Origin of the sequence: Sphingomonas ginsenosidimutans (assembly GCF_002374835.1) — a bacterium.
GTDB classification, from domain to species: domain Bacteria; phylum Pseudomonadota; class Alphaproteobacteria; order Sphingomonadales; family Sphingomonadaceae; genus Sphingomonas; species Sphingomonas ginsenosidimutans.
The window spans coordinates 11,169-26,830 of the sequence record NZ_NWVD01000013.1 but is presented as its reverse complement, the minus strand read 5'-3'; the positions used below and the strand labels follow the sequence as shown (position 1 = coordinate 26,830).

General features: G+C 67.0%; 11 protein-coding genes. All 11 read left to right on the top strand.

From position 1 onward, the window contains the following. The first annotated feature begins 47 nt into the window (after nucleotides 1-47). Nucleotides 48-1,394, top strand: coding sequence for a TolC family protein (locus COA17_RS17005; protein WP_096614009.1), 1,347 nt, complete (start codon nucleotides 48-50; stop codon nucleotides 1,392-1,394). Beyond that, the gene (locus tag COA17_RS17000; RefSeq protein WP_056433051.1) at nucleotides 1,394-2,434 is read left to right on the top strand and encodes an efflux RND transporter periplasmic adaptor subunit; all 1,041 of its coding nucleotides are present in this window, start codon (nucleotides 1,394-1,396) and stop codon (nucleotides 2,432-2,434) included. Before COA17_RS17005 ends, COA17_RS17000 begins: the two co-directional genes overlap by 1 nt. Further along, nucleotides 2,434-5,508, top strand: coding sequence for an efflux RND transporter permease subunit (locus COA17_RS16995; protein WP_096614008.1), 3,075 nt, complete (start codon nucleotides 2,434-2,436; stop codon nucleotides 5,506-5,508). Before COA17_RS17000 ends, COA17_RS16995 begins: the two co-directional genes overlap by 1 nt. Next, the gene (locus COA17_RS16990) at nucleotides 5,505-6,515 is read left to right on the top strand and encodes a YncE family protein (protein ID WP_056433045.1); all 1,011 of its coding nucleotides are present in this window, start codon (nucleotides 5,505-5,507) and stop codon (nucleotides 6,513-6,515) included. The genes COA17_RS16995 and COA17_RS16990 overlap by 4 nt, the downstream gene beginning before the upstream one ends. 35 nt (nucleotides 6,516-6,550) lie before the next feature. Then, nucleotides 6,551-7,210 (top strand): phosphatase PAP2 family protein, encoded by a 660-nt coding sequence (locus COA17_RS16985; RefSeq protein ID WP_056433042.1) that lies wholly within the window; start codon nucleotides 6,551-6,553, stop codon nucleotides 7,208-7,210. Between the two features lie 98 nt (nucleotides 7,211-7,308). Continuing rightward, nucleotides 7,309-7,962 carry a DedA family protein gene (locus COA17_RS16980; protein ID WP_056433039.1) on the top strand — a complete coding sequence of 218 codons (654 nt, stop codon included), beginning with the start codon at nucleotides 7,309-7,311 and terminating at the stop codon, nucleotides 7,960-7,962. A gap of 115 nt (nucleotides 7,963-8,077) precedes the next feature. Beyond that, nucleotides 8,078-9,055, top strand: coding sequence for an efflux RND transporter periplasmic adaptor subunit (locus COA17_RS16975; RefSeq protein ID WP_056433036.1), 978 nt, complete (start codon nucleotides 8,078-8,080; stop codon nucleotides 9,053-9,055). Next, nucleotides 9,055-12,162 carry an efflux RND transporter permease subunit gene (locus tag COA17_RS16970; RefSeq protein ID WP_056433033.1) on the top strand — a complete coding sequence of 1,036 codons (3,108 nt, stop codon included), beginning with the start codon at nucleotides 9,055-9,057 and terminating at the stop codon, nucleotides 12,160-12,162. The genes COA17_RS16975 and COA17_RS16970 overlap by 1 nt, the downstream gene beginning before the upstream one ends. Continuing rightward, complete coding sequence (locus tag COA17_RS16965; RefSeq protein ID WP_056433030.1) at nucleotides 12,159-13,535, top strand: efflux transporter outer membrane subunit; 1,377 nt, start codon at nucleotides 12,159-12,161, stop codon at nucleotides 13,533-13,535. Before COA17_RS16970 ends, COA17_RS16965 begins: the two co-directional genes overlap by 4 nt. Before the next feature lie 7 nt (nucleotides 13,536-13,542). Further along, entirely contained in the window at nucleotides 13,543-14,220 is a 678-nt protein-coding gene (locus COA17_RS16960) for a response regulator transcription factor (RefSeq protein ID WP_056433028.1), read from the top strand. Beyond that, complete coding sequence (locus COA17_RS16955) at nucleotides 14,221-15,546, top strand: sensor histidine kinase (protein WP_056433025.1); 1,326 nt, start codon at nucleotides 14,221-14,223, stop codon at nucleotides 15,544-15,546. The last annotated feature ends 116 nt before the right edge of the window (nucleotides 15,547-15,662 follow it).

The window sequence follows — 15,662 nt, the reverse complement described above, 5'->3', positions numbered from 1 at the left end:
TCCCGACGCATTGGCCAGCGTTACCGGCCAGGAGGCGCGACAGAAGCATGTTGATCAGGGGGATCAGGAAGGGCGTCCTGCCCATTCTGCTTGCAGCGTTGTTGGCGGGATGCGCGCATTACACCGCGCTTCCGCTCACGCGAGACATACCGCTCGCGCCGTCTGTCGGCGCGCTGCAGGGTGCCGCGGAAGATCATGGAGCCTTATCAGTCAGTGACGTCGTGACGTTGGCGCTGGCAAACAACCCGGATCTTCGCGCGGCGCGCCTGAAGCGGGGCATTGCCGAGGGGCAGGCGACGCAAGCCTCGATCCTCGCCAATCCGTCCCTGTCGGGCGCTTTCCTGCCTCTGCTTTCGGGGGCAGGCACCGTCCCGGCCTGGAATCTGGGAGTGGCACAGGACATCAAGAGCCTCGTCACCTATCGCGCGCGACGCCGCGCTGCCACTGCCAGCACCCGGCAAGTTGCGGCTGATCTCGTCTGGCAGGAATGGCAGGTCGCCGGGCAGGCGCGCCAGCTTGCCACCGACATCATCATCGGCACGCGCAGCCGCCCGACCTATGTCGCGGCCTACGATCTCCTGTCCGATCGCAACGGCAAGCTCGAGCGCGCCCTCGCTGCCAGAACCGTGACGCTCGTCACCGTCGCCCCGGACCGTGTCGCTCTTCAGGCGGCGCGCACGTCGCTCAACACGCTCGACCAGACGTTGCTATCGCAGCGGCACCAGCTGAACGCCCTGCTGGGCTTGACACCCGATGCGGTCGTGCCGCTTGCGACCGCGCCCGACCTCCCGCCGTTTAACCCCGCCGCGATCCGCGCAGGGCTTGCGACGCTGCCTGATCGCCGGCCCGACCTGCTCGCACTGCGCCTCGGCTATGCAGCCGCTGACGAGCAATTGCGCGTCGCGATCCTGTCGCAGTTTCCTGACCTGATCCTTGGCGGTTCCGCGTCGAGCGACAGTTCGAAGGTCATCAACGGCGGGCCGAACGTGCAGGTCGGCTTGCCCATCTTCGATCGCAACCAGGGCAATGTCGCGATCGCGCGGGCGACGCGGGCGCAGCTTCAAGCCGATTATTCTGCGCGGCTAGCGGCCGCTACCGGTACGGTCGGCGCGCTGCTGCGCGAATATGAGCAGCTCGCGGCGCAACTGGCGATCGCGCGTCGCGATTTGCCTGCCGCCCGCATCGCCGCGTCCCGGGCACAGGCGGCGTTCGGCGCCTCCAACATCGACGAGCGGGGCTATGTCGACCTCGTCTCTAACCGCTTCGCCAAGGAAGAGGAGATCATGACCTTGGAACTCGCGCTGTTCGATCGTCAGATCGCCATACAGACGCTGGTCGGCGCGGGCCTGCCGACGATCGACTTGTCCGCCGAACAAGCGGGGAGCGGTCGGTGATGCCGCCTCATCCGAGAATATCTGCTGCTCTGCTTCTGCTTTTGGTCACGGCTTGCAGCAGCGGATCCCCCGCGCCGGATGCCAGCGATACCCCGACGCCCAGCGTTCTCGTCAACACCGTCGCACCCCGCCAGGGTGCGCTACCGGCGATCGTCACGGCTTATGGCTCCGTGGCGCCTTCCGAGATCGGCACCCGGACATTCAATGAAGCGCAGCCAGGCCAGGTGACGCGGCTGTTCGTCGCCCCAGGCAGCGCCGTGAAGGCCGGACAGGCTCTTGCTATATTTGTCACGGCGCCGACTTCGCGCAGCACCTACGCACAAGCGGTGAGCGCTCTCGCCGCAGCGCAGAAGGCGCGCGCCAGCACGGCGCAGCTGCTCGCGCAGCAGCTCGCGACAACCGATCAGCTGGTGCAGGCGGACAAGGCGGTGTCCGACGCACGAACCTCTCTCGCTGCGCTGCGCGCCGAGGGGGCTGGCACCCCTGTCCATACCATCGTGGCACCGTTTGCGGGCATCGTCACCGCCGTCGCGGTTGCCCAGGGTGACCGCACCGCAGCGGGCGCGACCATCCTAACGGTCGCGCGATCGGGCGGGATCGTCGTCACCGTCGGGATCGATCCGTCGCAGCGCGGCGCGGTCGTTGTCGGACAAGCGGCGTCGCTGAAGCGCTTGTCGGGCGGCGGTACGATCGAAGGTCGCGTCGTGCGGGTCGACGGCGCGTTGAATGCCGTGACCAAGATGGTCGACGTCGACTTATCCTTCCCTGCGGGCGCACTCCTCCCGGGCGAGCCTATGCAGGTCGACATCCGCACCGGCGCGGTCAACGGATGGGTCGTGCCGCACGCGGCCGTCGTGACCGCCGGTGGCAGCCCGAAAATATTCCAGGTGCAGAGCGGCAAAGCCAAGGCGGTGCCGGTCACTATCAGGCTGTCGTCGGACGCGGGCGACGTCGTGGATGGCGCCCTGTCCCCCCGTATCCCGCTGATCGTCGCCGGTGCCTATCAGGTCACCGACGGCGATGCCGTCCGGAGCCGTTGATGCTCGAGCGGTTCCTCCGCACCCAGTCGCGCGCCTTCGTCCTTGTCGGCTTGGCGCTGGCACTAGCGGGAATCGTCGCAGCGTTGTCGTTGCCGATCGGGCTCTTCCCTCAGGTATCGTTTCCGCGGGTCGTCGTCGATCTCGATTCCGGGAGCCGTCCCGCAGATCAGACCGCGCTGACCGTTACCCGTCCAGTCGAGGAGGCGATCCGCGCCATCCCTGGCGTCAACAACGTCCGTTCCGAGACGGCGCGCGGGACCGCGCAGATCTCGATCGACTTCGGTTGGGGGCGCGACATGATCGCGAGCACGCTGCTCGTCGATACCGCGGTCGGCCGTATCCTGCCGTCGCTGCCTGCCGGCACGCAGTACAATGTCCGCCGGATGGACCCGACCGTCTTTCCGATCATCTCCTATGCGCTGGTATCCGACACGGCGGATCCAGCTCAGCTCCAGGACTTCGCACGACTTCAGATTACCCCGCTGCTGTCCTCGATCACCGGCCTTGCGAAGGTCGGTGTGCAGGGTGGTGACACCGCAGAGGTCGAGGTGCTCGCGGACCCGCAACGGCTCGCGAGCTACGGCCTGGCGATGGCGGACCTTGCGACCGCCATCCGCAACGGCAACGTGTTGAGTGCGGTCGGGCAGGTCCAGGATCGTGGTCGACTCTCGCTCGTGATTGCCGATCGCAGTGTCGCCAGCGCTGCGCAGATCGGTGACATCGTCGTCAAGGCGGCCCCGGCAGGGGTCGTTCGGGTGCGGGATGTCGCAACCGTGCAGACCGGTGCCGTGCCCGTCTGGCAGCGGATCGTCGAAGACGGAAAGCCTGCGGTGCTGTTCAACATCTACGAACAGCCGGACGGCAACGCGGTTCAGATCGCAAAGCAAGTGCAGGCGAAGCTGGCGAGTGTGAGGCTGCCGGCCGGGGTAAAGCTCGTCAACTGGTACGACCAGAGCGAGTTGGTGACCCAATCGGTCGCGAGCGTTCGTGACGCGGTACTGATCGGCCTCGTGCTCGCCGCGCTGGTGCTCCTCCTGTTCCTGCGCAGCTGGCGCGTCACGTTCGTCGCCATCATCGTCGTGCCGGCAACGCTGGCGACCACGGTGTTGGTGCTGAGCATCCTCGGCATGAGCTTCAACATCATGACCCTCGGCGGGATCGCCGCCGCAGTCGGATTGCTGATCGACGACGTCATCGTGATGGTCGAGCATATCGCCCGCCGCGCTGGCGAGGTGAGACCGGATGGGGAGGTCGCTGGCAATGCCGCGGTCATCCCGGCCGCGCGTGAGTTTATGGCACCGCTGACCGGATCGAGCCTCGCGACGCTGATCGTGTTCGTGCCGCTATCATTCCTGACCGGGGTCACCGGTGCCTTCTCCAGGGCGCTGTCAGTGACGATGGCGGCGGCACTTGCCATTTCCTGGGCGATGACGGCTTTCGTCGTGCCGGTCCTCGTGAGGTGGCTGGTGGACTTTCGCACATGGAAGGATCCCGGTGTCGCCGGTGAGGGGCGGCTTGCCGTGGTCCATGACAAGGGCCTTGATCGCCTGTCGGCCCGGCCCTGGTTGCTACTTGTCATTCTCGTGCCGCTCCTGACAATCGGTTATATCGGCTATTCCAAGGTGCCGACAGGTTTCATGCCGAAGGTCGACGAAGGCGGCTTTGTCATGGACTATTACACTTCGCCCGGCACGTCGCTGGATGAGAGCGGGCGTCAGGTCGGCCAGATCGACCGTCTGCTTGCCGCCAATCCGGAGGTGCTAACCTTCTCGCGGCGGCTCGGCACTGGCCTCGGCGGTGATCTCGGTCAGAGCTATCACGGTGACTATTTCGTCCGGCTGAAGCCGAACCACAGTCGCCCGACCGAGAAAGTGGCTGCCAGCGTCGCGGACGAGATCGGGGTCAAGGTGCCGGGCGTCCAAGTCGAGGTCGCGCAACTCATCGAGGATCTGATCGGTGATCTCACGGCCGTTCCGCAGCCGATCGAGGTCAAGCTCTACTCGTCCGACCCAACCGTGCTCGATGCCCAAGCCAAGAAGGTCGCTGCACTGATCGCAAAGATCGATGGCGTGGTCGAGGTGAAGGACGGCGTTCAACTCGCAGGTGACGCACTCGACGTCCGGGTCGACCCGGTTCGCGCCGGCGTGGAAGGGGTCGCGCCCGCAGACGTCGAGACACAGCTGTCGACCGCCCTGAGCGGCACTGTCGCCACAACCCTTGCCCGACCCGACAAGGCCATCGACGTGCGCGTCCGGCTTCCGCAGGCGATGACGATCAGCCAGGCCGGGCTTGGGCAGCTGCCCATCCGGGCCACTGATGGCCATCTATTCCCGCTGTCGCGTGTCGCGTCCATCGAGGCAGTCGTCGGACAACCGCAGATCGCCCGTGAGAACCTGGAACCGATGGTCGCCGTGACCGGTCGCATTCAGGGACGCGGCATCGGTGCTGCCGTTGGCGACGTGACGAAGGCCCTCGACCAGCCAGGCGTGCTGGCACCCGGTATCCGTTATGAGCTGGGCGGTCTCTATCAGCAGCAGCAGATCGCCTTCGCCGGCCTCATCAAGGTGTTCGGCGCAGCGCTCGTCACCGAGCTGGTGTTGCTGCTTGTGCTTTACCGGCGGTTCTGGCTGCCCGTCATCATCATCGGCTGCTCGCTCCTGTCGACCACGGCCGTGTTCACCGCCCTGTGGCTCGCCGGCGTCGACCTCAACATCACGGCGCTGATGGGCATGACGATGATCATCGGCATCGGCACCGAGATGGCGATCTTCTACGTCTCCGAGTTCGAGGAACTCTGCCACACCATGCCGCCCGTCGTCGCGACGCGCGAGGCAAGCCGCAACCGCCTGCGTCCGATCACGATGACGACGTTTGCGGCGATCCTGACGCTCCTGCCGCTCGCCCTGGCGATCGGCCAAGGCTCAGGCATCCAGCAGCCGCTGGCGATCGCGATCATCGCCGGGCTGTTGCTGCAATATCCGCTCGTCCTCCTGGCAATGCCGATCCTCGTTCGGCTGACCCTACCGCATTCCGACCATGATCCCGCCATTCCAGCACAAGGAACTGTACAATGAAGAGGGTACTGACGACTGCTACCTTGGCGCTGACCTCCTTCGCTGCGGCGGGGGCTGCCCCGCCGACGCCAGCTTATCGCGTCGCGGCTACCATTTCCGGTCCGGACGGCGGGGGATGGGACTATGCCCGCGTTGATCCAGTCGATCACCGCCTCTTCATCGCCCGGTCGACATCGGTCACCGTCATCGACACCAGAGGTGAGCGGGCAGTCGGATCGATCGGCACGATCGCGCACGGTCATGCGGTCGTACCGCTTCCCGGCGGGCGGCTCATGGCGACGAGCGGCGACGATGCCTCGGTCCGCTTTCTTTCAACCTCCGATGGTCGCGAACTCGGTCGTGTAACGGTCGGCAAAAAACCTGACGCTGCGATCGTCTCGCCTGACGGCAAAACTGGCTTCGTGATGAATGCCAAGGCCGGTTCGGTATCGATCATCGACACGGCAGCGATGCGGACTTTGCGCACTGTGCAGCTCAAGCCGGGCCTTGAATATGCCGCGCTGACGCCGGACGGCACGCTGTTCGTGAACAACGAGGACGCAAACGAGATGGAGGTCGTCGACGTGCGGCGTGGCACAGCCGCTGCGCCGATCGCCTTGCCAGGGTGCGCCGAGCCATCTGGCCTTGCCTATGACGCGAAAACGGATCGCCTGATTGCCGCGTGTGCCAACGGCAAGGCGGCCATCGTCACGGGCTCGAACCACAAACTTTCGCAGCTGGTCGACATCGGCGCAGGCCCGGATGCCGTGATTCTGGATCCGCAGCGTCGCTTGGCATTCATTCCCTGCGGCAAGGACGGAGTGCTGGACGTGCTGTCTCTTGAGGGCACCGTCGTGAAGCGCGTGGGCCGTATCAAGACTGCGGTGGGTGCACGGACGGGTGCGCTCGATCCAGATAGCGGTGCGATCTACTTGCCGACAGCATCGTTTGGCCTGCCAGCCAAACCTGGTGCCCGCCCGGTCGCAACGCTTGGCACGTTCAAGGTCCTGGTCGTGAAGCCGGCGTGACGGGACCAAATGGAATAAGTCGGGTGACTGTCCCCATGCGGATACTCTACGGGGGCTCACTGCTCGCGCTGGGCGCAGGGCTTCTACTCGTCGCCGCGTCGCTCTTCGCCACAGGCCGGGTGACGGGTTTCGATGCGGCCATTCTCGTGTGGGTGCGCGAGCGCACCGGCGATCATGGTCCGCTGATCGTGGCTTCCCACGGTGCGACCATGATGGGTAACAACCTCACTTTGTGGATCGTGACCGCGATCGGGCTCGCATATCTAGCGAGCAGGCAACGCTGGCGGTTGTGTGCCTATCTTGCGAGCACGGCCGCAGGTGGGGCGATTATCGTCAGCGTTTTAAAGGCACTCGTGGATCGGCCCCGGCCGATGATTGTCGCGCATCTTGTCGATGTTCGAACGGCTAGCTTCCCGAGCGGGCACGCCATGGACTCCGCTTTCGTCTATGGCTCGCTAGCGATCGTCATGGCTGCGCAGGCCCGTCGAGGTCGTCGAGCGACTGTCGCAACTTCCGTTGCCATGTTGCTGATTTTTGCAATCGGGGCTTCACGGATCATTCTAGGCGTCCACTGGCCGACGGACGTGGCCGCTGGTTGGGCTATCGGCTTGGGCTGGACCGCCATCGTGACGCAGATTTTTGTTTGGACCAATAACCTGAATTCCGCGCCGAGCAGCTGGCCGTCTCTCCGTTAGCGCATGATCGAGGAAACGACGCTTGCGGTCATTTCGCGGCTGCCAACGAGCGTCGACGCACATTTGCGCAAGAAAACTGAAGCGCCAAGGACATCAAAATGAATGGGCTAAGCAATCTCATCGCGACGCTGGCGGGCTGGATCGTCGCCGTGATCGCTGCGACCGGATATATTGGCATCATCGGTTTGATGGCTCTCGAAAGCGCCTGCATCCCGCTGCCGTCTGAAATCATCATGCCGTTTAGCGGTTATCTGGTCTCGACCGGTCGCCTGGACCTGTGGCTGGTAGCGATTGCGGGAGCAGTTGGCTGTAATCTCGGATCAGCTCTTGCTTATGAGGCGGGGCGCCGCGGTGGTCGTCCCATGGTCGAGCGTTACGGACGCTGGCTTTTGCTCACACCCGAGGATCTTGACCGATCGGAACGGTTTTTCGAGCGCTTCGGCGGTGCGGCTGTTCTGATAGGTCGGATGTTGCCGGGCATCCGCTCGTTTATCGCGCTGCCTGCGGGGATCGCCCGGATGCCGTTGCTGCGCTTTCACCTATACACCTTCATAGGGTCACTGCCTTGGTGCCTGGGGCTGGCCTATGCCGGCCAGGTACTCGGGAGCCGCTGGAACACAGACCCGAGATTGTCGGCCTGGTTTCACAAGATCGACCTGTTCCTGCTGGGCGCGATCGTGCTGGCGGCAATATGGTTCGTCCGACGTCGCCTGACGGGGGTGCGAACTTCACGCGCGACAGAACCCGAATAAAAGTCGGGGGTGACCTCGGGACCCCTCGTCTGCAACCAGAGCGGGGGGCCGCTTCATTGGGACTTTGTATAGTCGCCTCCAGCAGCGCCCATGCTTTCGTGACTAAGCCGTCACGATGCGCCAGACTTTTCTTCTGATCCCGATCCTGCTTGCCGGTTGCGGCGAGAAGACTGCGAAGCCCTCCGCACCGCCCGCCCATGCCGAGACGATCGCGCACGAAAGCGAGCTGCTGAAGCTGACGCTGACGCCCGAGGCGCAACGTCGCCTGGGCATCGGCTTGGTGCGTGTCGGCGGAGGATCGGCCACCGCAACGCGCGAGGTGGCCGGTGAAATCGTGGTCCCGCCGATCAGCGCCAACGGCGTGCCGGTCAATTCGACGACCAACCTCCAGCAAATCGGCAGCCAGCAGGCCGCGGCCGATGCCGAACTGGCGCGCGCATCGGCGCAGGCCCGCCTCGCCCGGATCGCGCTCGATCGCGCCGCGAGCCTGGTGCGCGAGGAAGCGGGCAGCGTGCGCGCGCGTGACGAAGCTGCGGCGGCATTGGCAGCAGCACAGGCAGCGCTGGGCGCGGCACGTCAGCAGCGCCGCTTGCTTGGGCCTGCGGTCGCCTCGCTCGGGTCGCAAGCGGTGCTGTGGGTCCGCGCGTCGGTGTTCGGCAGCGACATGGGGAATGTGCGCCGTGAGGCCGCCGCGACGGTCCGCACGCTCGGCGACGCCGGCCTGCCACGCAGCGCCCGTCCGGTGCAGGCGCCGCCATCCGCCAACACCGTCGCGGGCACCGTCGACCTGTATTACGCCGTCGACAATCGCGACCGGGCTTTCCGGGTCGGTCAGCGCGTGTCGGTCGACCTGCCGCTCGCCGGGCAGACCGAGGGGCTGTCGGTCCCGTCCGCCGCGATCCTGCGTGACATTCATGGCGGCGAGTGGGTCTATCAGAAGACCGCGCCCGACACCTTCGTCCGCCAGCGGGTCGAGGTGGCATCGGAAAGCGGCGGACGGGCGCTGCTCGCGCGCGGGCTGTCCGTCGGCGCGCAGGTCGTGACCGATGGCGCGGCGGAGCTGTTCGGTACCGAGTTCGGGGCGGCGCACTGATGCTTGGCCGGCTCGTCCATTTCGCGCTGGCGCAGCGCGTCCTCGTTCTCGCGCTCGCCGCGCTGCTGGTGGTGCTCGGGGTCCGCGCCGGGCGCGACGTGCCGCTCGACGTGTTCCCCGAGTTCGCACCGCCGATGGTGGAAATCCAGACCGAGGCCCCGGGGCTGTCGACCGAGGAGGTCGAAAGCCTGGTCACGGTGCCGATCGAGACCGCGGTCAACGGCGTTCCCGGCCTGATGACGCTGCGCTCCAAATCGGTGCTGGGCCTGTCGTCGGTGCAGATCCTGTTCGAGCGCGGGTCCGACGTGATCCGCGCCCGCCAGATGGTCGGAGAGCGGATCGCGCAGGTGCAGCCGCGCCTGCCGCTCGCGGCGCGTCAACCGGTGCTGATGCCGCCGCTTTCCTCCACCAGTCGCGCGATGAAGGTCGGGCTGTCGTCGACGAAGCTCGACCAGATGCAGTTGTCCGAATTGGTGCGCTGGACGATCCGGCCACGGCTGATGGCGGTCCCCGGCGTCGCCAACGTCGCGGTCTGGGGCCAGCGCGACCGGCAATTGCAGGTGCTGGTCGATCCCGATCGTCTGCGCGCTTCCGGCGTGACGCTGGCGGAAGTACGCGCCGCGGCGGGCGACGCGGTTCTGGTCGGGGGCGGCGGGTTCGTCGACACGCCCAACCAGCGGCTTGCGGTCCAGCAGGCGGGCACCGTCCAGACGGCGGCTGACCTCAGCCAAGCGATCGTCAAGCAGGCAGGCGAAGCACCGGTCAGGATCGGCGACGTCGCGCGCGTGGTCGACGGCTTCAACGCGCCGATCGGCAACGCCATCATCGACGACGGTCCCGGCATCATGCTGATCGTCGAGAAGCAGCCGACCGCCAACACCCTGGAGCTGACCCGCGCGGTCGAAGCGGCGTTCGCCGACCTGAAGCCCGGTTTGAAGGACGCGAAGGTCGACACGACGATCTTCCGGCCGGCGACCTTCATCGAACGATCGATCGACAATCTCACCCGTGCGCTGATGATCGGCTGCGCGCTGGTGGCGGCGGTGCTGTTCCTGTTCACCCGCGACTGGCGGCAGGCGACGATCAGCCTCGTCGCGATCCCGCTGTCGCTGCTCGGCGCCGGCATGATGCTGCTCTGGTCGGGCGCGACGATCAACGTGATGATTATTGCCGGCCTCGTCATCGCGCTGGGCGAGGTGGTCGATGACGCGATCATCGACGTGGAGAATATCGCCCGTCGCCTGCGGCTGAACCGCGAGGCGGCCGATCCGAAGCCCGCGTTCGCGGTGGTGCTGGCCGCGTCGCTGGAGGTGCGCTCGGCGGTCGTGTTCGCCTCGCTGATCGTGATGCTGGTGTTCGTGCCGATCTTCTTCCTCGGCGGGGTAGCCGGCACCTTCTTCCAGCCCCTCGCCATCGCCTATGTGCTGGCGATCGGCATGTCGCTGCTGGTCGCGCTGACCGTCACGCCGGCGATGTGCCTGCTGCTCCTGCCGAACGCGCCGCTTACCGAGGAGCGCGACACCCGCTTCGTCGCCGGATTGAAGCGTCGCTATGTCGGCTTCCTGCCGTGCGTGGTGGGAAGGCCGGCGCTGGCGGTCGGGATCGTTGCGGGCGGGCTGCTGCTGGCGGGGGTCGGCTATGCGACCTTCAAGGACCAGTTCCTTCCCGACTTCCGCGAAACCGACTTCCTGATGCACTTCGTCGAGAAGCCGGGCACGTCGATCGAGGCGATGGACCGGATTACGATCCGCGCGTCGAAGGAGCTGCGCAGCATCCCCGGTGTGCGCAACTTCGGCGCGCATATCGGTCGCGCCGAGCAGGCCGACGAGGTGGTCGGTCCCAACTTCACCGAACTCTGGATCAGCCTGGATGAGAATGCCGATTACGATGCGTCGGTGAAGCGGATCAAGGAGGTGGTCGAGGGCTATCCCGGCCTCTACCGCGATGTGCTGACCTATCTGCGCGAGCGGATCAAGGAGGTGCTGACTGGTGCCGGCGCGACCATCGTCGTCCGCATCTACGGCCCTGACCAGGCGGAGCTGCGCGCGGCCGGCGCGCGTGTTCGGGACGCGATCGGCGGTATTCAGGGCGTGTCCGACCTGAAGCTGGAGAGCCAGGTGCTGGTCCCGCAAATCCGCATCCGCCCGCGCGCCGGCGAACTGGCCCGGCTCGGGCTGACCGCGGGCGAGGTCCGCCGGCAGGCGCAGGTCTTAGTGGCGCAGGCCAAGGTCGGCGAAATCTACCGCGACCAGCGCGCGTTTGACGTCGCGGTTTGGGGTGAGCCGGCGGTGCGGAACAGCGTCCATGCGCTTCGCGACCTGATGATCCAGGCACCCGTCACCGGCGCGCCGGTGCGGCTCGGAGACATCGCCGATATCGAGATCGCGCCCGCTCCCAACGAGGTGAAGCGCGAGAACGGCCAGCGCCGCCTCGACGTGACGATGAACGTCGCGGGCGCGGATCTCGGCACCGTCGCGCAGGCGGTCGACGCCGCGGTCGCGAAGGTGCCGTTCGCGACCGGCTATCACCCGCAGGTGCTGGGCGAATATGCCGCGCTGAAGGAATCGCGCAGCCGGTTGTGGAGCATCGGCGCGCTGTGCCTCGTCGGCATCCTGCTGCTGGTGTGGATGGAGTTCCGCTCGCGCCGGATCACCGCGCTGGTCGCCGTCAGCCTGCCGTTCGCGCTGGTCGGGGGCGTGGTCGCGGTCGCGCTCACCGGCGGGGTGCTGTCGCTCGGCTCGCTGGTCGGCTTCGTCACCGTCATCGGCATCGCCGCGCGCAACGGCATCATGCTGCTGTCGCACTATCAGCATCTCGAACGCCATGAGGGCATGACCTTCGGCCGCGAACTGGTGCTGCGCGGCGCGGAGGAGCGACTGGTGCCGATCCTGATGACCGCCGCCTGTGCCGGCCTCGCGCTGGTGCCGCTGATCGTCGCGGGCAACGCGCCGGGGCACGAGATCGAGCATCCGATGGCGATCGTGATCCTCGGCGGTCTCATCTCGTCGACCGCGCTCAACCTGCTGCTGCTGCCCGCGCTCTACGCTCGCTATGGCGAGAAACGCGCCGTGCCGCCTGCTGCCGCACACAAGGAGGCGCTGGCATGATCCGTCGCCTCGTCCCCGCCGTCGCGCTGCTCGCCTCCGCGTGCATGAGCGTGCCCGCACCTCCGCCGACGATCGCCCCACCCAGCGCGACGGGCGAGTTCGCCCGACTTCCCGTCGCGTCGATCGCGCCGGTGCCGGATGACTGGTGGCGGCTCTACGACGATCCAGTCCTCGACGGACTGGTCCTATCGGCCCTCGCCGCCAACGCCGATCTGCGCGTCGCCTATGCCAATCTCGACGGCGCACGCGCGGCATTGCGACAGGCACGGGCAGCGCGGTTGCCGCAGACGACGATCGAGAGCGCGCTGGGCATCGACAATCCCGCCGGACAACCGAGTGCGTCGGGCAATGTGCCCACGACGGATTACGATATCGCCGCAACCGCGAGCTGGGACCTCGACCTGTTCGGCCGGCTTCGCTCGGCCGCGACCGCGGCGGGCGCTGATACCGAGGCGCAAGTGGCCGTCGTCGACGGACTGCGCGTTGCGGTCGTTGCCGATACCGTGCTGGCCTATGTCGACCTGTGCGGATCGACCCGCGCCATCGCCACCGCGCGCGAGGTCGCTGCGGCGCAGGACCGTTCGCTCGCTCTCGTGCGCGAGCAGTTGCGTGCCGGCGAGGTGTCGCCGCTGGAAGTCTCGCAGGTCGCGACGATCGCCGCTGCCACTCGTGCCGCCATCGCCCCGTTCGAGGCGCAGCGCGCCAATGCGCTGTACCGGCTCGCGACGCTGCAGGGGCGCCCGCCCGCCGAAGCGCGCGCCTACCGCTTCGCCTGCACCGCCGCGCCCCGTCTGCGCGGGGCGGCACCGGTCGGCGACGGCACCGCGCTGCTGCTACGCCGTCCCGACGTGCGCGAAGCAGAGCGCCGCCTTGCCGCCGCGGCCGCACGGATCGGCGTGGCACGCGCGGACCTCTATCCACGGGTCAATCTGGGCGGGGCTGTCGGGTTGCTGTCCGGCGGGATCAGTGCGGCGGTGACGCCGCTCGTCAGCTGGGCCTTTCCCAACCAGGCACCGGCACGCGCACGTCTCGAACAGGCCCGCGCGACCGAGCGCGCGGCGCTGGCCGGGTGGGACGTGGCGGTGCTGCGGTCACTGCGCGAGGTCGAGACGGCCTTGGCGACCTACGATGCCGAAACCCGTCGCAACCGCGATCTGGCGACCGCCTCGCGCGAGGCGCAGGCCTATGCGCGCCGCGCAGGTGCCCGCGTCCGCCTTGGCGACGCGCCCGGCCTGCTCCAAGTCGATGCCCAGCGCGCGATCGCATCGGCGACCCTCCAACAGGTCCAGTCCGATCTGGCGGTGTCGCAGAACGAGGTCGCTCTGTTCCGCGCCTTGGGCGGCGGTTGGCGAACCGACGCCGCTACGCGATAATTGGGCAATGCGGATATTGATCGTCGAGGATGATAGCGACACCCGCGCCTTCGTCGCGCAGGGACTGGGCCAGGCCGGGCATCAGGTCGCGGTCAGCGAGGATGGCCGCGACGGGCTGTTCCAGGCGACCGGCGGGGGGTTCGACGCGATCGTGGTCGACCGGATGCTGCCCGGCCTCGACGGGCTGGCGCTGGTGAAGGCGTTGCGCGCGGCGGGCGATGCGACGCCGGTTCTGATGCTGACCGCGGTCGGCGGGATTGCCGATCGCGTCGAGGGGCTGGAGGGCGGGGCCGACGACTATCTGGTAAAGCCCTTCGCCTTCTCCGAACTGGCCGCCCGCCTCAATGCGCTGGCGCGCCGGCCGGCACCACGCGGCGATGACGCGCATCTGCTGCGGGTCGGCGATATCGTCCTCGATCTGCATCGCCGCACCGTCGAGCGCGACGGCCGACGCGTCACCCTGCAACCGCGCGAGTTCGCGCTGCTCGCCGAGCTGATGCGCAATCCGCGCCGGGTGATGACGCGCACCATGCTGCTGGAGCGGGTGTGGGATTTCGACTTCGACCCGAAGACCAACATCGTCGAGACGCATCTGAGCCGGCTGCGCTCCAAGCTCAACGCCGGCTTCGACGCCGATGCGATCGAGACGGTGCGAGGTGCTGGCTACATGATCCGGGGCGAGTAGATGCTCACCCGCCTGTGGCGCTCGACCTTCGGCATCGTTGTGCTTGTCGCGCTGGCGTTCAGCGCCGCGACGCTGGCGATCGGTGCCGTCGCCTATGAAGTGACGCACGAGGCACTGGAGGAGCAACTGGACCATCGGGTCGCGGTGGAGACCCGCGCGCTCGTCGCAGAAGCGCGCGAAGGTGGTCTGGCGGCGGTGTCCGAGGCAATCCACCTACGCGAGGATGCGCGCAACGAAGCGAGCCTTGATTATCTGCTCGTTGACCGCGCCGGGCGGCCGATCGCAGCGACGATCACGCCGCTGACGCCGGTCGAGCCAGGCTATCAGGAGCATTTCGGCTTCCGACGTGGCAACGTGACCGGCGTCGGTCAGGCGCTTGCGACACCGCTGCCCGGTGGGATGCTCGTCGTCGTCGCTGATCGACGTGACCTTGCCGCGATCGACCGGACACTGGCGTCGCTGTTCGCCACCGCGCTTGCGGCGATGCTGGCGCTGGGAATCGGCGCAGCCGTGCTGGTCGGATGGCTAACCCGGCGTCGCCTGTCGCGCATCGATGCCACGGCGCAGGCGATCATCGCCGGCGACCTGACGCAGCGGGTGCCGCGCGACGGGTCGGACAGCGAGTTCGATCGCCTCGCCGCCACGCTCAACCGGATGCTCGACCGCATCGCCGCGTTGATGGATAATCTGCGGCAGGTGTCGACCGACGTGGCGCACGACCTGCGCACCCCCCTTACCCGCCTGTGCAACCAGCTTGATCGCGCCGCGACCGGGGACAAAGACGCGATCGAGGCGGCACGGCGGCAGGCCGACGATCTGCTGGAGATATTCGCCGCGCTGCTGCGCATCGCCGAGGTCGAAGGGTTGGCTGAACGTCGAGCGTTGGGAGCGGTCGATCTGTCGGCGCTGCTGGAGGACATGGCCGAAACTTATCGTCCCGACTTTGAGGCTGCCGGCCATACGCTGACGATCGACGTCATGCCCGGACTGCATATCGAGGGCGACCGGCGCCTGCTCGCGCAGGCATTGTCGAACCTTCTGGAGAATACGTTGCGGCATACGCCGGCCGGCACCGCCGCGAAGCTCTCCGCCAAGGTGTCGCATGATGCGATTGAAGTGACACTGGAGGACAATGGTCCGGGCGTTCCTCCTGTTGATGCCAAACGCCTGTTTCAGCGTTTCGCCCGCGCCGAGGCGTCACGCACCACCGATGGACATGGGCTGGGCCTTGCTCTGGTTCGCGCCATCGCCGTTGGTCATGGCGGCGATGCCCTTCTGTCCCGATCCGAGTGGGCCTTTGGTGTCACCATACGGCTTCCGAGATAGAGCGAGAGGCGCTGGCGATCGACTTCGGGGTTAAGTAAACGAGGCTTCTGAGAAGCCGCAAGCTTTCCCGTTTCAGCATCCTTTTCGAGACGGGTTTGGCCAGCGCGGTTCGGCTG